Source organism: Vibrio sp. 10N.222.55.C6 (assembly GCF_041473395.1).
In the GTDB taxonomy this organism is placed as follows: Bacteria; Pseudomonadota; Gammaproteobacteria; order Enterobacterales; family Vibrionaceae; genus Vibrio; species Vibrio crassostreae_C.
The window spans coordinates 51,815-69,949 of sequence record NZ_JBFRSD010000003.1; the positions used below are offsets into that span (position 1 = coordinate 51,815).

At 46.7% G+C, this 18,135-nt stretch carries 16 protein-coding genes; 15 read left to right on the top strand and 1 reads right to left on the bottom strand.

The window, feature by feature from the left end; genetic code table 11:
• Nucleotides 1-9 precede the first annotated feature (9 nt).
• The 11 genes from urtC (at nt 10) to ureG (ending at nt 8,958) form a co-directional block, all read left to right on the top strand.
• Complete coding sequence (urtC, locus tag AB4486_RS03960) at nt 10-1,182, top strand: urea ABC transporter permease subunit UrtC (RefSeq protein ID WP_372116534.1); 1,173 nt, start codon at nt 10-12, stop codon at nt 1,180-1,182.
• The gene (urtD, locus tag AB4486_RS03965) at nt 1,179-2,021 is read left to right on the top strand and encodes an urea ABC transporter ATP-binding protein UrtD (RefSeq protein WP_017062506.1); all 843 of its coding nucleotides are present in this window, start codon (nt 1,179-1,181) and stop codon (nt 2,019-2,021) included. The genes urtC and urtD overlap by 4 nt, the downstream gene beginning before the upstream one ends.
• Nucleotide 2,022: 1 nt before the next feature.
• Nucleotides 2,023-2,718 carry an urea ABC transporter ATP-binding subunit UrtE gene (gene urtE / locus AB4486_RS03970; RefSeq protein ID WP_017062505.1) on the top strand — a complete coding sequence of 232 codons (696 nt, stop codon included), beginning with the start codon at nt 2,023-2,025 and terminating at the stop codon, nt 2,716-2,718.
• On the top strand, nt 2,715-3,662 hold the full coding sequence (locus AB4486_RS03975; RefSeq protein WP_102394412.1) for an urease accessory protein UreD: 948 nt from the start codon (nt 2,715-2,717) through the stop codon (nt 3,660-3,662). The genes urtE and AB4486_RS03975 overlap by 4 nt, the downstream gene beginning before the upstream one ends.
• Nucleotides 3,663-3,795: 133 nt before the next feature.
• Nucleotides 3,796-4,098, top strand: a complete 303-nt coding sequence (gene ureA / locus AB4486_RS03980) for an urease subunit gamma (RefSeq protein ID WP_004735119.1) — start codon at nt 3,796-3,798, stop codon at nt 4,096-4,098.
• Nucleotides 4,099-4,109: 11 nt separating this feature from the next.
• Nucleotides 4,110-4,445 carry an urease subunit beta gene (locus AB4486_RS03985; RefSeq protein ID WP_017062503.1) on the top strand — a complete coding sequence of 112 codons (336 nt, stop codon included), beginning with the start codon at nt 4,110-4,112 and terminating at the stop codon, nt 4,443-4,445.
• A 39-nt stretch (nt 4,446-4,484) separates the two neighbouring features.
• Nucleotides 4,485-6,188 carry an urease subunit alpha gene (gene ureC / locus AB4486_RS03990; protein ID WP_372116536.1) on the top strand — a complete coding sequence of 568 codons (1,704 nt, stop codon included), beginning with the start codon at nt 4,485-4,487 and terminating at the stop codon, nt 6,186-6,188.
• Between the two features lie 77 nt (nt 6,189-6,265).
• A complete protein-coding gene (gene ureE, locus AB4486_RS03995; protein WP_017062501.1) occupies nt 6,266-6,718 on the top strand; it encodes an urease accessory protein UreE in 453 nt (150 codons plus the stop codon).
• A 235-nt stretch (nt 6,719-6,953) separates the two neighbouring features.
• Nucleotides 6,954-7,550 carry a HupE/UreJ family protein gene (locus tag AB4486_RS04000; protein ID WP_076677825.1) on the top strand — a complete coding sequence of 199 codons (597 nt, stop codon included), beginning with the start codon at nt 6,954-6,956 and terminating at the stop codon, nt 7,548-7,550.
• 42 nt (nt 7,551-7,592) lie between these two features.
• Nucleotides 7,593-8,273, top strand: a complete 681-nt coding sequence (locus tag AB4486_RS04005) for an urease accessory protein UreF (protein ID WP_065584651.1) — start codon at nt 7,593-7,595, stop codon at nt 8,271-8,273.
• A gap of 46 nt (nt 8,274-8,319) precedes the next feature.
• Entirely contained in the window at nt 8,320-8,958 is a 639-nt protein-coding gene (gene ureG / locus AB4486_RS04010) for an urease accessory protein UreG (RefSeq protein WP_048614361.1), read from the top strand.
• Between the two features lie 95 nt (nt 8,959-9,053).
• Here ureG and xseA read toward each other — a convergent pair whose 3' ends face one another.
• On the bottom strand, nt 9,054-10,400 hold the full coding sequence (xseA, locus tag AB4486_RS04015; RefSeq protein ID WP_017066420.1) for an exodeoxyribonuclease VII large subunit: 1,347 nt from the start codon (nt 10,398-10,400) through the stop codon (nt 9,054-9,056).
• A gap of 244 nt (nt 10,401-10,644) precedes the next feature.
• On the opposite strand from xseA, the gene guaB reads away from it, so the two are divergent.
• The 4 genes from guaB to AB4486_RS04035 all read left to right on the top strand — a co-directional run bounded on the left by guaB (nt 10,645) and on the right by AB4486_RS04035 (nt 17,837).
• On the top strand, nt 10,645-12,108 hold the full coding sequence (gene guaB / locus AB4486_RS04020) for an IMP dehydrogenase (RefSeq protein ID WP_017062496.1): 1,464 nt from the start codon (nt 10,645-10,647) through the stop codon (nt 12,106-12,108).
• A gap of 365 nt (nt 12,109-12,473) precedes the next feature.
• Nucleotides 12,474-14,027: a glutamine-hydrolyzing GMP synthase gene (gene guaA, locus AB4486_RS04025; protein ID WP_017066418.1), complete on the top strand. Its 1,554-nt coding sequence runs from the start codon at nt 12,474-12,476 to the stop codon at nt 14,025-14,027.
• Nucleotides 14,028-14,351: 324 nt separating this feature from the next.
• The gene (locus AB4486_RS04030; protein ID WP_372116539.1) at nt 14,352-16,064 is read left to right on the top strand and encodes a chitinase; all 1,713 of its coding nucleotides are present in this window, start codon (nt 14,352-14,354) and stop codon (nt 16,062-16,064) included.
• Between the two features lie 222 nt (nt 16,065-16,286).
• Nucleotides 16,287-17,837, top strand: a complete 1,551-nt coding sequence (locus AB4486_RS04035; protein ID WP_137001226.1) for a Na+/H+ antiporter NhaC family protein — start codon at nt 16,287-16,289, stop codon at nt 17,835-17,837.
• The last annotated feature ends 298 nt before the right edge of the window (nt 17,838-18,135 follow it).

Sequence of the window (18,135 nt, forward strand, 5' to 3'; positions counted from 1 at the left end):
GACAACATCATGCAGTCAAAATCATTTGTACTTTCGGCAATGCGTGGTGACAAAGGTGGCCAACTGACCATCCTTGCCATTCTAGCGGCCGTTATTCTTATCCCACTGGCTAACACCATGTTACCAAGTGGGCACCCGCTTCATGTTGAGACTTTTACAATCTCATTAATGGGCAAATACCTGAGTTACGCAATGTTGGCGTTGGCGCTCGATCTGGTGTGGGGCTATCTCGGAATCTTGAGCCTTGGCCACGGTGCTTTCTTTGCGCTTGGTGGTTATGCGATGGGCATGTACTTGATGCGTCAGATTGGTGACCGTGGGGTTTATGGTGATCCAGTCTTACCAGATTTCATGGTGTTCCTTGATTGGTCTGCGTTGCCGTGGTTCTGGCAGGGCTTTGACCAGTTCTGGTTTGCTTGCCTGATGGTGGTGCTAGTGCCGGGCGCATTGGCTTACTTGTTCGGTTATTTAGCTTTCCGCTCTCGTGTGTCCGGGGTGTATCTTTCTATCATGACTCAGGCATTAACTTACGCATTGATGCTGGCATTTTTCCGCAACGAAATGGGCTTTGGTGGCAACAACGGACTGACGGATTTCAAAGACATCATCGGTCTGAGTTTGCAGAGTGATGCGGTCAAGATAGGTCTGTTTGTCGCGACTGGTATTGCGCTTATTCTCAGCTACATAGCTTGTCGCATGGTGGTGACCAGTCGATTAGGTCGTGTGGCATTAGCGATTCGTGATACGGAATCACGCACTCGCTTTATGGGCTATGACGTCGATGGCATCAAGCTGTGGGTCTTCGTTCTTTCTGCGGTTATCGCCGGTATTGCCGGGGCTTTATATGTCCCTCAAGTGGGTATTATCAATCCGGGAGAATTTGCTCCTCTTAACTCGATTGAGATTGTGGTTTGGGTAGCCTTAGGCGGTCGTGCCACTCTGTTTGGTGCCATTGTCGGTGCATTGATCATCAACTACGCCAAGAGTTGGTTTACGGTTGAGTTCCCGGAGGTGTGGCTGTTTGCTCTGGGTGGACTATTCGTACTCTCAACCATGTACTTCCCACAAGGTGTGATTGGCTTTGTCAGTGAAAAGTGGCAGCAGCTGCGCAAGGCATCAAATAGGAAAAACCAAGATAAAGATAAGGATGATCAGCACAAGGCCAAGGAGGTGATCGCATGACCACATTTAATAGCGTAAAGGAATCGGTTCAGGCGTTCACTCGTCGAGACGAAGTCTTTGATTACCTCAAACCCGATATTCATCCTGCCATCGATACTCGACATAACGTGCTGTTGTATGTCGAAGGCGTCAACAAAAGTTTCGATGGTTTCCAAGCGATAAACGACCTCAACCTCTACATCAAAGAGGGAGAGCTACGCTGTATCATAGGTCCTAATGGCGCAGGTAAAACCACCATGATGGACATTATCACAGGTAAAACTAAGCCAGACACCGGCGAGGTGTGGTTGGGTTCGAACATCAACTTATTGAAGATGAACGAAGCCGAAATCGCCAATGCAGGCGTTGGGCGTAAATTCCAAAAACCGACCGTGATTGAGTGTTTAACTGTGTGGCAGAACCTTGAATTAGCCATGGCCGGTGACCGCTCAGTGTGGGCGACGTTCACCGCTGTGATGTCTGGTGAACAGAAAGACAAATTGACCTCGGTACTTGAGCTGATTCATTTAAAAGACGAAGCGGCGAATTTGGCTGGTAACCTGTCTCACGGACAAAAGCAGTGGTTAGAGATCGGCATGCTATTGATGCAAAACCCTAAGCTGTTGCTGGTGGATGAACCCGTGGCAGGTATGACTCACCAAGAAATGGATCGCACCTCTGAGTTACTTAACTCACTGGCAGGTAAGCACTCGGTTGTGGTCGTTGAACACGATATGGATTTCGTTCGTTCTATCGCCAGCCATGTCACCGTGCTTCATCAAGGTCATGTGTTGGCTGAAGGCACCATGGATCAAGTGCAGGCTCACCCTGAAGTTAAACAAGTTTATCTCGGAGAATAGGATGCTAGAGGTTAAATCAGTTAATCAATATTACGGTGAGAGCCACACGCTGTGGGATTTGGATATGCAGATCCCAGAAGGTAAATGCACGGTGCTAATGGGGCGAAATGGTGTCGGTAAAACCACCTTACTGCAATGCATTATGGGGTTGGTGAAGGTTGAAAGCGGTGACATCTCCTTATCGGGTGAGTCACTTTTGAAAACCGATGCCGAGGACCGTCCACGCCAAGGGATCGGCTATGTACCGCAAGGTCGACAGATCTTCCCAATGCTCACTGTTCAAGAAAATCTAGAGGTCGGTTTACCGATTCGTAAAAAGGGTGACCGCAAGATCCCTGAATTCATCTTCGATATTTTCCCAGTGTTAAAAGAGATGCTACATCGTCGCGGTGGTGATTTATCGGGTGGCCAGCAGCAACAGCTAGCGATTGGGCGTGCGCTGGTGGTTAATCCAAAGCTATTGATCTTGGATGAGCCGACGGAGGGTATTCAACCCAATATTGTGCAAGAGATTGGCGACATCATTCGCATGCTCAACGAGAAAATGGGGCTCACGGTTCTGTTGGTTGAACAGAAGCTGCCGTTTGCAAGAAAGGTCGGTGACCGTTTTTGCATTATCGACCGTGGACGCCAAGTGGCAGAAGGTGAAATGACAGGGCTCGATGAGTCCTTGATAAAGGAGTACCTAACCGTATGAATTCTCTCTTTTCTCCGAATGAAGTAAGCAAGGCTTCTTTAGTAGAAGCTTTATCTTTGAATGAGACCATCGAACAAGATATTCGTGATGGTTGGCAAGCGAGTTTAAACCTCACTTTTGTCGACCGCAGTGATAAAACCGTATTAAAGAATCGTCAGCAGTCTGGTCCGCTTGCGGTGCAACGCCCCCTGTATCCTGATGGGGAAACGTGTCACACCTATTTACTCCATCCCCCCGGCGGAGTGGTAGGTGGTGACACTCTCAATATTGAAGCGACCATCGAAAGCGGTGCGCATGCGTTGATCACCACACCCGGTGCGACCAAGTTTTATCGCTCAAACAACAAGTACGCCAAGCAGAAGCAGACCCTACGAGTGAAGAAAGATGCACGCTTGGAATGGATGCCGCAAGAGAACATCTTTTTCCCGAATGCACACGTTCGTTTAGATACTGAAATTCGCCTAGAAAAGGGTGCACAGTTTTGGGGTTGGGAGATGCACTGTTTTGGACGCCCTGCACAGAATGAGGGATTCGAGCATGGTCATCTCGTTGGGAAAACAGAAATCTATCTTGATAATCAAAGGCTTCTGACTGAAGGCTTTAATTTTCATGGTGGCGATAAGTTAATGATAAATATGGGGTTACTTGATTATTCAATGATGGGAACCTTTTATATCACTTCAAATGAGAAGCAAGATTTAGAGTTGGTACAGAGCTTGCTCTTATCTATTACACAGCAAGCTTCACAGCAATCAGTTACATCAAAAATGTCGAGTGAACCCACATTAATATTGGGCGCGACTCAGATAGAAGGATTGATTGTGGTGCGAGCCTTGGGTAATTGGAGTGAAGATATCCTCCAAGCCTTTGGTCAGATTTGGCAAGCAACTCGCTCTCATTTATGTGGTACGACTCCTGATTTACCAAGGATTTGGGCGACTTAGCGATTAGCCCTTTTTGTACCTAGGGTGACTTCCGACCCTAGGTACATTTTTTCAAGCTTGCTGTGATTGAATCCCACTTACTGCTCATGCGTTTTTGAGCAATAAGAAAACAACACTAACAGCGGGCGGCTAAATGGAATTAACACCAAGAGAAAAAGATAAGCTACTTATCTTCTGCGCAGGAATGCTGGCACAGCAGCGCAAACAAAAAGGCTTAAAGCTCAACTACCCAGAATCTATCGCACTGATCAGCAGTGCCATTCTCGAAGGTGCCCGCGAGGGTAAAACCGTTTCAGAATTAATGGATTTTGGACGCACACTTCTTACTGTCGATGACGTTATGGAGGGGATCCCTTCCATGATCCCTGATGTACAAGTCGAAGCCACTTTTCCTGATGGCACCAAGCTGGTGACCGTTCATGAACCTATCGTGTAGGGAGAAGTAATATGGCTGGTTCCACAAAACAATACTCAGGATTCGTTCCCGGAAAAGTAGAAACCGCACCGGGTGACATCACTCTCAATGAAGGCCGAGACACAACGTCCGTTAAGGTGCAAAACATTGGCGATCGTCCTGTCCAAATTGGCTCTCATTACCACTTCTATGAAGCAAACCCTTCGCTGATCTTTAACCGAGAAGTCACTAAAGGCTTTCGACTCAATATTCCTGCGGGTACTGCAACCCGCTTTGAGCCGGGTCAGTCGCGCAGCGTCGAGTTAGTGCGTTACGCCGGTAAGTTAGAGATCTATGGCTTCCAAGGAAAGGTGATGGGCAAGCTCTAAGCGCTCCCACGGAATAATGAAAATAACAAAGGATTGAACATGGCGACGATATCCAGACAGGCTTATGCCGAAATGTTTGGGCCAACAGTCGGTGACCGAGTGCGTCTTGCTGACACTGATTTATGGCTAGAAGTTGAAAAAGATTACACCGTATACGGCGACGAAGTGAAATTCGGCGGCGGCAAAGTTATCCGTGATGGACAAGGGCAAAGCCAACGTCCAAGTGCCGAAACTCCAGATTTGGTGATCACTAACGCGATTGTGTTGGATTACTGGGGCATCGTAAAAGCCGATGTCGCAGTCAAAGATGGTCGAGTTCAGGCATTGGGCAAAGCGGGCAACCCAGATGTTCAACCGGGCGTTGATATTGTGATTGGCCCGGGCACGGAAATTTTAGCAGGCGAAGGTTCAATCTTGACTGCTGGTGGTATTGATTCACACATCCACTTTATCTGCCCGCAACAGATTGAAGAAGCATTGGCGTCGGGTGTGACAACCATGATTGGCGGTGGCACTGGGCCAAACACAGGAACTAACGCGACCACATGTACACCGGGGCCTTGGAACATGCACCGCATGCTGGAGTCACTCGATCAATTTCCAATGAACTTTGGTTTGCTCGGTAAAGGTAATGCGAGCCAACCTGAAGCACTGCGTGAGCAAGTAGCGGCAGGCGCGGTGGGTTTGAAGTTGCACGAAGACTGGGGAACCACTCCCGCTTCAATCGATACCTGTTTGAGTGTGGCTGACGAGATGGACGTACAAGTTGCGATTCATACCGACACTCTGAATGAATCTGGTTTTGTTGAATCGACACTTGGCGCAATCGGCGACCGCGTGATTCATACCTATCACACCGAAGGTGCGGGCGGTGGTCATGCTCCCGATATTATTCGTGCTGCAGGTGAGCCGAACGTTTTGCCTTCCTCAACCAATCCAACACGCCCTTACACCATCAATACCGTCGATGAGCACTTAGACATGTTGATGGTCTGTCATCACTTGTCACCATCGATTGCTGAAGATGTCGCGTTCGCAGAGTCACGTATCCGCCGTGAAACCATTGCCGCAGAAGACATTCTTCATGACTTAGGTGCCTTTTCGATGATCGCTTCGGACTCACAAGCAATGGGACGTGTAGGCGAGGTGATCACTCGAACTTGGCAAACTGCGCACAAGATGAAAGTTCAGCGCGGCAGCCTAAAAGAAGATTCAGACTACAGCGATAACTTCCGATTAAGACGCTATGTCGCTAAATACACCATTAACCCTGCGATTACGCACGGTATGGCACATGAGATCGGCTCTATCGAAGCTGGAAAGCTGGCGGATCTAGTACTGTGGAAGCCTGCCTTCTTTGGCGTGAAACCAAGCGTGATTTTGAAAGGCGGCATGATCGCCATGGCGCCGATGGGTGACCCAAACGCTTCAATCCCAACACCTCAGCCAGTCCATTACCGTTCAATGTTTGGTAGCTACGGCAAGGCGTGTCAGAACACATCAATGCTGTTTGTCTCTAAAGAAGCCAAGGCGCAGAACATCGACAAGCAATTGGGTCTACAGAGCTTGATTGGTGTTGTGAGCAACTGCCGAAACATCAGCAAAGCCGACATGAAGCTCAATGATTGGATGCCGAAGATTGAAGTCGACTCTCAGACGTACCAAGTGCGCGCCGATGGTGAACTACTCACGTGTGAGCCTGCTGAAGAGCTGCCAATGGCTCAGCGGTACTTTCTATTCTAAGCCTTTGACTAAAGAATCTTATTTTAGTGACCCTATTTTGAACGTTATAAATCTCACAAGGAGATTGAGGTAATAGCATGATTGAACTGACTCAACTGAATACTCAAATACAAAATGCACCGGACGGCTATTTGAGCCTGCCGATCGATAGCCGCATTAAGAGCCGTCTTAAGGTGATGCTCGATGACGGGCGCAATGCCGGACTGTTTCTACCACGAGGTCATATCTTGCGTGGTGGCGAACAACTCTCAAGTAAATGCGGTTTAGTCGTAGAAGTGAAAGCGGCACCAGAAACCGTTTCGACTGTTTACTGTGAAGACTTGCTCCTGTTAACGCGAGTGGCGTATCACCTTGGTAACCGTCATGTTCCGCTGCAAGTGGAAGCGGGTTGGGTTCGTTATCAACACGACCATGTTTTAGATGAAATGGTTGAAGGCTTAGGCGCGAAAGTGACCACTGAGAAACAACCGTTTGAACCAGAAGGCGGTGCTTATGGCGGTCGCTCTGGTGGACATCATCACCATCATTAATCGAGTCATTGATGACTCACTAAACGATTTATATAACAACGATATTAATAACAATAATACCAATCACAGTAAGTAAGTGATCAACAATAGCGCAGAAAAAAGGCTTGAGAACAAGGCATAATTTTTCGATAAGTAGTTATTCTACAATCAAAAATTATAACGCAGTTATCGAGCATTTTAGCAAGCTAGGGTGAGCAATTATTTACTACGATTGGTATAAAGCAAGGAACTCGCGATGAACTTTAAAACAGCTGCAGGCTTATGTACTTTCACAATAGCTTCTCTAACAACATCGACATTGGCATTGGCTCACCCGGGGCACGGTTCGCATTCGGTTCATGAGTCTCACTCGTTTATGTCTGGCTTAACTCACCCTGTGACTGGCATGGATCATCTGATCATGCTGATCGCTTTCGGTTTATTAATTGGCGCACTGTCATTTTCCACCAAGACAAAAGCAGCTCTGATTGGCGGTGGATTGGTGTCTTTAGTGGTAGGGCTTATCGCAGGCCAAGCCCTAGGTTTCTCTGTGATTGTTGAGCCTGCCATTATCGCTTCTCTGTTTGTCGTCAGCTTATGTTTATGGCATGTATTCTCACCATCAACCAAGCGTGTAAACAGCGTATTAGTTGCTTCGATTGCTATGTTGTTTTTCCATGGTTACGCACACGGCGTTGAAGCCGCGAGCAACCTGACTCAGTTCGCAACAGGCATGAGTATCAGTGCTTTGGCTCTGATGGTTATCGGTACTTTTGTTGGTCGCGCGGTTTACTCTAAATGGTTGTCAGTCGGCGTGGCTTCAGCAAGCGCACTATTGCTGTTAGGCGCGTAGGCTCTCGAACTTATTTGATTCTGGAAGACTGAGGGCACGATTATGACCACAACAGAAAATGTAGCCGTCTATCGTCTGTTTCAATTGATCAGTCCATCGTTGCCGATTGGTGGGTTCACTTATTCGCAAGGCTTAGAGTTAGCGGTTGAAGCGGGGTGGGTGACCGATCGCAACAGCATGGAACAGTGGCTTAATACCATCGTCAGTTCCAGTGTCGCAACTTTGGAATTACCTATCTTAGAGCGTCTTTATCACGCGCTAGAAAAGGGTGAAATCGATGAGATTGAGCATTGGTGTAACTACTTATACTCAAGCCGTGAAACCAGTGAATTGCGAGCGGAAGAAAAGCAGCGTGGGCATGCATTGAACACCTTGTTGAAGCGCTTGGATATCGATATTTCGCTGGTGGATTCTGTTGATAGTCATCCAAACCAATTGTTGGGCATGTGTATGGCGGCTCAGCATTGGGGTATTGATTTAGAGAGCCTCAAGCAGGGTTATTTATGGAGTTGGCTTGAAAACATCGTTACCGCAGGGGTCAAGTTAGTGCCTTTAGGTCAAACCGATGGTCAGTTGGCATTGATTAATATCACCAACACCTTTCCTGAGGTGATCGAAAAGGCCCGCACGATAGAAGATTGGATGATAGGCAGCTTTTCGCCTTCGATGGCATTAGCGAGTTCATTGCACGAAACACAATACACACGACTATTTCGTTCGTAGCGGTTAGCGCGAACGATGTAGCAAAAAGAATATAAGGAAGTAGACAATGGAAAGTTATAAGCAACCACTTCGAATTGGTATTGGCGGCCCGGTAGGGTCTGGTAAAACAGCGCTATTAGAAGTGCTTTGTAAAGCGATTCGCGACAAGCTCAATATCGCAGTGGTAACCAACGACATCTACACTCAAGAAGATGCCAAGATACTTACGCGAGCAGAGGCTCTAGAACCAGATCGTATTATTGGTGTTGAAACGGGTGGCTGTCCGCACACGGCGATCCGTGAAGATGCGTCGATGAACTTAGCTGCGGTAGAAGAGCTTGCCAAGCTGCATAAGAACCTCGATGTGGTATTCGTCGAAAGTGGCGGTGATAACTTGAGTGCGACGTTCAGCCCTGAATTAGCCGACCTTACTATCTACGTGATTGATGTAGCGGAGGGGGAGAAGATCCCACGTAAAGGTGGCCCGGGTATTACACGATCCGATCTGTTAGTCATCAACAAGATCGATTTAGCACCGTATGTTGGTGCGTCACTTGAGGTGATGGAGCAAGACACTCAACGCATGCGACCAACTAAGCCATACGTGTTCACCAACCTAAAAGAGAGCCAAGGTTTAGATTTCATCATCAACTTTATTGTGACGGAAGGGATGCTGACCATGAAGGAGCCTTCTGCTACTGAGTAGAGTTTGAATTTCAAAACCAGTAGATACGAAAAAAGCCCTGTCGATTATCGAAAGGGCTTTCTGGTTTTAAATGATTTTCAACGTTCTAGTCGAAGCTAAAGCTCGCTCTTAGCGACTCTTGTGGTCACTTGTGATTCAATCACACCGTCTTCAACTTGGGTGGTGATCACTTCACCGACTTCGACATCGTTAATTGATGATACTGTCTTGCTCGATGCGGAATGAGTAATGCTGTAGCCACGCTTTAGGGTTGCCAGTGGACTAACGGTTTCTAGCTTCTCTGCAGCCATGGCTAGCTGATGGCGAGTGGTTAGCAGTGTTTTATCCATCGCATCTAATAGCTTTTGCTCTGAACGTTGCAGATGCAGTTTTTGTTCACCAAGGCGCTTCACTGGTGAGTTCAACTGAAGTTGGTGCTGTTTACGTTCAACACGCTGTGCATGTTGTTTTAGGTATTGAGTCATACCACGACGCAAACGCATGTCTAGGTCATCAAGCTGCTGACTCTGCTTTTGCAGTTGGTAGCTCGGGTGCTGTTTCTCCAAGCGGTATTTTAACGTTTGAGTGGATTGTGCTTGTTTGATTAACACATGACGAATCGCACTCACCAAGCGAGCACGTTTAGAGGCATAAGCTTGCTCTTTATGACTGTTGTCACGGCTAACCAATTCTGCAGCAGCTGACGGCGTTGGAGCACGCATATCTGCCACGAAATCGGCGATAGTGACGTCAACTTCGTGGCCAACTGCGCTGATAATCGGGATCTGGCTTGCTGCAATTGTGCGAGCAACGATCTCGTTATTGAAGCACCATAAGTCTTCTAATGAACCGCCGCCACGACCCACGATCAACACATCACACTCATTGCGTTCGTTAGCTCGTCCAATCGCTTGAGCAATCTGAATTGCCGCCTCTTCGCCTTGAACCATGGTCGGGTAAACCACAACAGGCAATGAAGGATCGCGTCTTTTCAGTACATCAAGAATATCAAACAGCGCAGCGCCCGTTTTTGAGGTGATAACGCCAACGCGCTTTGGGTGTTCAGGAAGTGGTTGCTTACTCGATTGAGCAAACAGGCCTTCTGCGGCAAGGTTCATCTTCAGTTTTTCAAACTCTTGCTGAAGTTTACCGTCACCCTCTGGCTGCATGCTTTCGATGATCAGTTGGTAGTCACCGCGTGGCTCGTAAAGAGATAGGCGAGCTTTGACTAAAACTTGATTGCCGTTCTGAGGCTTAAAGGTCACACGGCGGTTATTGCCACGAAACATGGCGCATTTAACTTGAGCGCGAGAGTCTTTTAGCGTGAGGTACCAGTGACCAGAGACAGGTGCAGAGAAGTTTGAGATTTCACCAACGAGCCAGACTATTCCCATTTCGTTTTCTAATAGGAGACGAACCTCTGAGTTGAGGCGAGAAACAGTAAAGATGTTTGGATTAGTCATAGAAGCACTATCTTTCCTTGAAGGAAGGTCTTTCTTGGAATCTCACAGGGCGTGAGTATGGAAGATAGCGGCAATATAATACATAGCAAGGGGGTAAATGCAAATTAAAAATACAAAAATGTGTAGCCAAGCGATTTCGCCGTGCGTATAATCCGTCTGCAATATCAAATCCAAATCACTTTATTATGCGAAACGATAAAGTTGGGTTTACTCCTTTTAACACCTTTGTTGTGAGATATTGCAAATGCTACGAATCGCAAAAGAAGCTTTAACTTTTGATGACGTTTTACTCGTCCCAGCACACTCAACCGTTCTTCCGAACACAGCTGATCTTCGCACTCAGTTAACGAAAAACATTTCTTTAAACATCCCAATGATCTCTGCATCGATGGATACTGTTACGGAAGCACGCCTAGCAATTGCCCTTGCGCAAGAAGGTGGTATTGGCTTTATTCATAAGAATATGTCAATCGAGCAGCAAGCTGAAATGGTTCGCCAGGTTAAAATTTACGAAGCTGGTGTGGTTTCTCACCCAGTAACTGTAAGCCCTGACGCGACAATCGCTGATGTTGTAGCCCTTACTCAAAAACACGGCTTCGCCGGTTTCCCTGTTGTTACTGAAACAAACGAATTGGTTGGTATCATTACTGGCCGTGACGTTCGCTTTGTTACTGACCTTTCTAAGAAAGTTGATGTAGTAATGACGCCTAAAGCTCGCCTTGCTTCTGTTAAAGAAGGTGCAACTCGTGAAGAAGTTCAAGAGAAAATGCACGAAGCGCGTGTTGAAAAAGTTCTTGTTGTAAATGATGACTTCCAACTTACTGGAATGATCACTGCAAAAGATTTCCACAAAGCAGAACGTAAACCAAACGCATGTAAAGATGAGCGCGGCAGCCTACGTGTAGGTGCAGCTGTTGGTGCTGGCGCTGGTAACGAAGAGCGCGTTGCTGCTCTAGTTGAAGCTGGCGTAGACGTTCTACTTATCGACTCTTCACACGGTCACTCTGAAGGCGTACTTAACCGTATCCGCGAAACTCGCGCTGCATACCCTGATCTACAAATCATCGGTGGTAACGTAGCAACTGGCGCTGGCGCTCGTGCTCTTATCGAAGCGGGTGTTAGTGCGGTTAAAGTAGGTATCGGCCCGGGTTCAATCTGTACGACTCGTATCGTTACTGGTGTTGGTGTTCCTCAAGTAACAGCCATCGCAGACGCAGCGGAAGTTGCAAACGAATACGGTATTCCAGTAATCGCAGATGGCGGTATCCGCTTCTCTGGCGATATCTGTAAAGCTATCGTTGCTGGCGCATCTTGTGTGATGGTTGGTTCAATGTTCGCTGGTACTGAAGAAGCACCGGGTGAAGTTATCCTTTACAACGGTCGTTCTTACAAGTCTTACCGTGGTATGGGTTCTCTTGGCGCTATGTCTCAAGGCTCTTCTGACCGTTACTTCCAATCTGACAACGCTGCAGACAAGCTTGTTCCAGAAGGTATTGAAGGTCGTATCGCATACAAAGGTCGTCTAAAAGAGATCGTTCACCAACAGATGGGCGGTCTACGCTCAAGCATGGGCCTAACGGGTTCTGCAACTGTTGAAGACATGCGTACTAAAGCTGAGTTTGTTCGTATCTCTGGTGCGGGCATGAAAGAATCTCACGTACACGATGTTCAAATCACGAAAGAAGCACCTAACTACCGTTTAGGTTAATAATACGTCCAAACGTTTGAATAATGTGCTGATTTAGTCGGCACATTAATATACCAATCGTAGTAAATAACTGGTCATCCTAGCTTGTTAAAAACCTCGATAACTTCGTTAGAATTTTTGATTGTAGAATAACTACTTATCAGAAAATCCTGCCTCGTTCTCAGGCTTTTTTCCTACGCTATTCCTGAACACTTACTTACTGTGATTGGTATTATATCTACCGCCTGTTTTGTTAAAAGTCCGATTGTCTCAAAACACGTGGTTAAAGATATCTAACGAAAACGTTTGCTTTATTTCTTGAAGAGTTAATCAGAGGTGAGTAAACTCGCCTCCGTTTTATCACATAGCCAATAAGACTGCTTACAATGACTAAAAATATTCATGACCAACGTATTCTAATTCTTGACTTCGGTTCTCAATACACACAGCTAGTAGCTCGTCGTATTCGTGAGATCGGTGTTTACTGTGAACTTTGGAGCTGGGACGTAGAAGAAGCGGATATTCGTGAATTCAATCCAGACGGCATCATCCTATCTGGTGGTCCTGAAAGTGTAACGGAGGAGAACTCTCCACGTGCACCTCAGTACGTATTTGATTCAGGTGTTCCTGTATTCGGTATCTGCTACGGCATGCAAACTATGGCTGAGCAACTTGGCGGTAAAGTAGCAACGTCTACTGAGCGCGAGTTCGGCTACGCAGCGGTACAAGTGACTGGCGAATCTGCACTTTTCGCTGACCTTGAGTCTACTCAAGATGTTTGGATGAGCCACGGCGACAAAGTAGTTGAGATTCCAGCTGATTTCACAAAGATCGCTGAAACAGACACTTGCCCATACGCTGCAATGGCAAACGAAGAGAAGAAGTACTTCGGTGTTCAATTCCACCCAGAAGTAACACACACTAAAAACGGCCTGAAAATGCTTGAGAACTTCGTTCTTAACGTATGTGGTTGTGAAGGTCTGTGGACTTCAGCTTCAATCATTGAAGATGCAGTTGCACGTATTAAAGAACAAGTAGGTGACGACGAAGTTATCCTTGGTCTTTCTGGTGGTGTTGATTCATCTGTAGTTGCGATGCTTGCTCACCGCGCTATCGGCGACAAACTAACATGTGTATTTGTTGATAACGGCCTTCTTCGTTTAAACGAAGGTGAGCAGGTTATGGAGATGTTCGGCAACAAGTTTGGCCTAAACATCATCAAAGTAGATGCTGAGCAACGTTTCCTTGATGCTCTTGAAGGCGAAGCTGAACCAGAAGCTAAGCGTAAGATCATTGGTCACGTATTCGTAGATATCTTCGATGAAGAGTCTAAGAAACTGAAGAATGCTAAATGGCTTGCTCAGGGTACTATCTACCCAGACGTAATCGAGTCTGCTGCATCTAAGACAGGTAAAGCACACGTAATCAAATCTCACCACAACGTTGGTGGTCTTCCTGATGATATGGAAATGGGCCTTGTTGAGCCTCTACGTGAGCTGTTTAAAGATGAAGTACGTAAGATCGGTCTAGAGCTTGGTCTTCCATACAACATGCTTTACCGCCACCCATTCCCGGGTCCAGGTCTAGGTGTTCGTGTACTTGGCGAAGTGAAGAAAGAGTACTGTGATCTACTGCGTCGCGCAGATGCGATCTTCATTGAAGAGCTTCACGCTGCTGACCTTTACCACAAAGTATCTCAAGCATTCACGGTATTCCTACCAGTACGTTCAGTTGGCGTAATGGGCGATGGCCGTAAGTACGATTGGGTTGTATCTCTACGTGCCGTAGAAACTATCGACTTCATGACTGCTCACTGGGCACACCTACCATACGACTTCCTAGGTAAGGTTTCTAACCGTATTATCAACGAAGTTAACGGCATTTCACGTGTTGTTTACGATATTTCTGGTAAGCCACCAGCAACTATCGAGTGGGAATAATCTCTTAGAGATTTAACCAGCTTTGATTAAGATCTTAAGCCTCGAACTCAGTTCGGGGCTTTTTTCTTTTCGATTGATTATATTGATTCATTACATTAAAGGCTTATGAGCAATACCTCGAAATCAAATGAACAATAACTAGAAACCAAATGAGTTGGAAACTAGATATCAGCTCAAGAAACCATGAGACGCTTTGTTGTGCTGAGCCATGTATCAAAAAGATCACTCGCACTTTTTATAAATTCACACAGCTACAGCTAGGCCATTCCACATGTGAAGCATACTCTTTGATGGACTTATTAAGGACAGATAAGAGAATCCATCATGTTAAAAATCAAATATTTGGCGACAGTACTGGGCTGCACATTAGCAGCGCAAAGTCATGCGTCTTTGAACATTCAACCTGATCCGCAAAACCCGAATGGTTACCTTGTTGAAAAGTCGGCTCTACAAGCTGCTGAACAAGCGAAAACATCCGATCCTATGTATGCGATCTGGTCACAGGCCCTTCAAACTCGCCCGAATACAATCGTTGAAGCGATTGAACCCGGTTCCCCCTCGAATCCTGAAAACATAAAGCGTGTAGAGCGCGTGTTCCCTCAATCTGAATGGGACTTCCTCACTCAGATGGCAGCGCCAGAATACACCTACACTCGCTTCTTACGTGCGATCGGTAAATTCCCAGCGTTCTGTGGAGAGTACACCGATGGCCGTGACTCCGATGCCATCTGTAAGAAATCCATCATCACGGCCTTTGCTCACTTTTCACAAGAGACGGGTGGGCACATCGCGATAGGCAACACCTCTGATAATCCATTAGCTCTAGAAGAGTGGCAGCAAGCGCTGGTGCATGTTCGCGAAATGGGTTGGTCTGAAGGCCAAGAAGGTTACACCACAGGTTGTGGTCAGAATGATTGGCAGAATGCCCGTTGGCCATGTGCTGCGGGGCAGGGTTACTTCGGACGTGGTGCTAAACAGCTTTCTTACCATTTTAATTACGGCGCGTTCTCTGAAGTGATGTTCGATGGCGATGCGACGGTGCTTCTCAACAATCCGGGCTTAGTGGCGGATTCTTGGTTGAACTTAGCGTCTGCTATCTGGTTCTTTTTAACACCACAAGCGCCTAAACCGGCAATGCTGCATGTAATTGACCGAACATGGACACCATCTCAACGTGAATTGGATGCGGGTATTGGCTATGGCTTTGGTACCACAATCAACGTGATCAATGGTGGTATTGAATGTGGCGAGCAGAACAAAGACAAAGGCCAACCCGTTAACCGTATTCGTTACTGGGAAGGGTTAGCCGCGCACTATGAAATTCCTGTAGAAGCCGATGAAGCCAATACATGTTGGCAGCAAACGCCTTACGGAAGCTTGAATCTCAACGGAGCAACGGATGTGTTGTACACCAACTGGGATGGTAACTGGAAATACTACGCAGACCGCCCAGAAGGGTATTCATTTGAGTGTGAGCTAGTGGGCTTTCAAACTGCTTATTCCGCACTGGTGGCTGGCGATTACGAGAAGTGTGTGACCAACTTTTATGGTTCTCATGCGAGTTGGCCTGAAGTGAAAGTGGTCGATAAGCTGGATCCGGTAGATCCTGGTACTGATCCGGGTGGTAATGGTTGGAGTGCGACCAAGGTTTACAACGCGGGTGACCAAGTGACTCACAACGGTGCAACCTATGAAGCGAAATGGTGGACACAAGGGGATGACCCTACCAATGGCGGCCCTTGGAAATTGATTGCTGGAGAGCCAACACCACCGGTAGTGACAGATCCATCGCCTGTTGATCCTACACCTGTTGATCCTGCTCCGGTAGACCCAACACCAGTTGAACCGCCAGTTACTGAGCCGCCGGTCGTCGTTGACCCATCGGTATTTATCACATGGCAAGCGGGTGTTAGCCAAGTGAGTAATGGCGACAAGGTGACGCATAACGGTAAGTGCTTCGTGGCTAAAAACGGCCCAGGTGTTTGGGAAAGCCCAGTTCAATCGAATTGGTTCTGGGATGAAATTAGCTGTAAATAATTAATTATATAATTCAGTGTTTTAACTGATAAATCAAAGCCGAAAGTGATTGCTTTCGGCTTTTGCGTTTTTGCTCTGCATTCCTCGATGATCTAACGCGAAACTTCTTAGCTGAATGCTAATTTTCCATTTAGAGAATAAAGTCCTGTACAAATGCTTTTTGTGAATTTATATTCACTTTTAAATTATACTTATTCTTTATTTTAGGGTTAAGGTGTACCTATGGAACAGACAGATATCACGTCACTCATCCCCATTGTGATTACTTTGGTGTTGTCATTGGCGACAAGGAATGTGGTGATAGGCCTTTTTGCTGGTGTGCTGAGTGGTGTTGCAATGCTGACTGGCATGTTTAGCGAACTTAACCCACTTGATACGTTTGGTACCATGGTGAAAGGTTACCTAGTCCCTCAACTTACCGACAGCTATAACGCTGGTGTGATCATGCTGTTGGTATTCATCGGTGGCTTTGTCGCATTGATGGAAAAGTCCGGTGGTGGCGTCGCGTTTGCAAAGCGAGTGACTCAGTGGGTAAGCAATAAATGCCAAGCTCAATTGTCAGCATGGTTGGGTGGAATCGTTATATTTTTCTCAGACTTAGGCACCCCTTTAATTGTTGGCCCTGTTTTTCGTCCCCTTTTCGATAAACTGAAACTTTCTAGACAGAAACTAGCATTCATCATTGATTCAACCTCGTCGCCCGTTGCTATTCTTATCCCTTTCATTGGATGGGGTGTTTACATCATGAGCCTTATTCAGAAAGAGTTCACGGCGTTGAATGTCAACATGTCCGATTGGGATGCCTTCATCGGTGCGATTCCTTTTCAGTTCTACGCATTTCTTGCGATTTTCATCGTTCCGCTTGTGTCCGTTAAAGGTTTAGACTTTGGGCCAATGGCAAAAGCCGAGCGTGATTGCCAGGCGGGAATTAACTCTGGCGTGAATAACGAATCACTAAATCCGTTCTCGCATAAAAATGCAAAGGCATCTTTTGTCTGGGCACCATTGTTAGTGATGCTGGTGGTGTTGTGTGCCATGTTGGTTCCACAAGGCTTCCCGTTCCAAAAGGTCGCAGGTTCATCATTTAGAGCGGCGTTATCATCGGCTTATTTCTTTGCGGCGATTACCTTAATCTCGCTAATGGCTTACTACGGTGTAAGAAAGCTTTCAGATGGTGTTTCTGTGTACTTAAAAGGTATGGGAAACATGATGCCAGTCGCGATCATCTTGGTACTGGCTTGGGCATTAAGCACCGTTGGTAAAGAGTTGGGTGCAGCGGCTTATATTGCTGAGCAAGCACAGAGCGGTTTCCCTTACTGGTTAGTACCTGCGGTCGCGTTCTTGCTGTCTGCCATTATCTCATTCGCAACGGGCTCATCGTGGGGAACCTTCGCGATAATGATGCCTTTAGTTATTCCAACCGCGATTGCGATAGATGCTCCGCTTCTCGTCGCGATTGGTGCCGTGTTATCGGGTGGCTTGTTTGGTGATCACTGCTCACCGATCTCTGAAACCACGATTCTTTCTTCAACCGGGGCTGGGTGTGATCAGTTTGAACACTTTAAGACGCAGCTACCTTACGCATTGATGAACGGCTCTATTGCTCTGATTAGTTTTGTAGTCGCAGGCTTTACGGGAAGTGCATTGGTTGTATTAGGTGCTCTTGTTGCTCAGTTGATTGTCGTGACGTTGTTAGCCAAGCGCGATGCGAGTAAAAACGCTTCTTCAGACGTTCAATCTCAAGTGTCTGAATCTAAACCACAACAAGCGTAATTTAATCTGTCCAAGTAGATACGAGATTTAATGGAGTAAACAAGTAACGAAAAGCTCGCCACCTGTTGCCTACGTTTGCTATTAAGGGGGCGCTTACTCAAATCTAAAGACTCTTTTCGCATCCCCATCTCTTTTATCGTACCTAAAAAAACCTCGTCATTCCCCACAGTAAGTAACGAACGTGACAGAGGGCTCTTGTGTGCCGCAAGTGCTCATATCGAAGAGTAGATTCCAGATATCCCGTCCCTCGATTCTAGAGTGACGTAGCACCAGGCTTTGTCTCATTGCCTCAACACTT

What these genes read in the sequence shown, in the direction of transcription:
- urtC (WP_372116534.1), top strand. Translation starts at nt 10, where the DNA reads ATGCAGTCAAAATCATTTGTACTTTCGGCAATGCGTGGTGACAAAGGT.
- urtD (WP_017062506.1), top strand. Translation starts at nt 1,179, where the DNA reads ATGACCACATTTAATAGCGTAAAGGAATCGGTTCAGGCGTTCACTCGT.
- urtE (WP_017062505.1), top strand. Translation starts at nt 2,023, where the DNA reads ATGCTAGAGGTTAAATCAGTTAATCAATATTACGGTGAGAGCCACACG.
- AB4486_RS03975 (WP_102394412.1), top strand. Translation starts at nt 2,715, where the DNA reads ATGAATTCTCTCTTTTCTCCGAATGAAGTAAGCAAGGCTTCTTTAGTA.
- ureA (WP_004735119.1), top strand. Translation starts at nt 3,796, where the DNA reads ATGGAATTAACACCAAGAGAAAAAGATAAGCTACTTATCTTCTGCGCA.
- AB4486_RS03985 (WP_017062503.1), top strand. Translation starts at nt 4,110, where the DNA reads ATGGCTGGTTCCACAAAACAATACTCAGGATTCGTTCCCGGAAAAGTA.
- ureC (WP_372116536.1), top strand. Translation starts at nt 4,485, where the DNA reads ATGGCGACGATATCCAGACAGGCTTATGCCGAAATGTTTGGGCCAACA.
- ureE (WP_017062501.1), top strand. Translation starts at nt 6,266, where the DNA reads ATGATTGAACTGACTCAACTGAATACTCAAATACAAAATGCACCGGAC.
- AB4486_RS04000 (WP_076677825.1), top strand. Translation starts at nt 6,954, where the DNA reads ATGAACTTTAAAACAGCTGCAGGCTTATGTACTTTCACAATAGCTTCT.
- AB4486_RS04005 (WP_065584651.1), top strand. Translation starts at nt 7,593, where the DNA reads ATGACCACAACAGAAAATGTAGCCGTCTATCGTCTGTTTCAATTGATC.
- ureG (WP_048614361.1), top strand. Translation starts at nt 8,320, where the DNA reads ATGGAAAGTTATAAGCAACCACTTCGAATTGGTATTGGCGGCCCGGTA.
- xseA (WP_017066420.1), bottom strand. Translation starts at nt 10,400, where the DNA reads ATGACTAATCCAAACATCTTTACTGTTTCTCGCCTCAACTCAGAGGTT.
- guaB (WP_017062496.1), top strand. Translation starts at nt 10,645, where the DNA reads ATGCTACGAATCGCAAAAGAAGCTTTAACTTTTGATGACGTTTTACTC.
- guaA (WP_017066418.1), top strand. Translation starts at nt 12,474, where the DNA reads ATGACTAAAAATATTCATGACCAACGTATTCTAATTCTTGACTTCGGT.
- AB4486_RS04030 (WP_372116539.1), top strand. Translation starts at nt 14,352, where the DNA reads ATGTTAAAAATCAAATATTTGGCGACAGTACTGGGCTGCACATTAGCA.
- AB4486_RS04035 (WP_137001226.1), top strand. Translation starts at nt 16,287, where the DNA reads ATGGAACAGACAGATATCACGTCACTCATCCCCATTGTGATTACTTTG.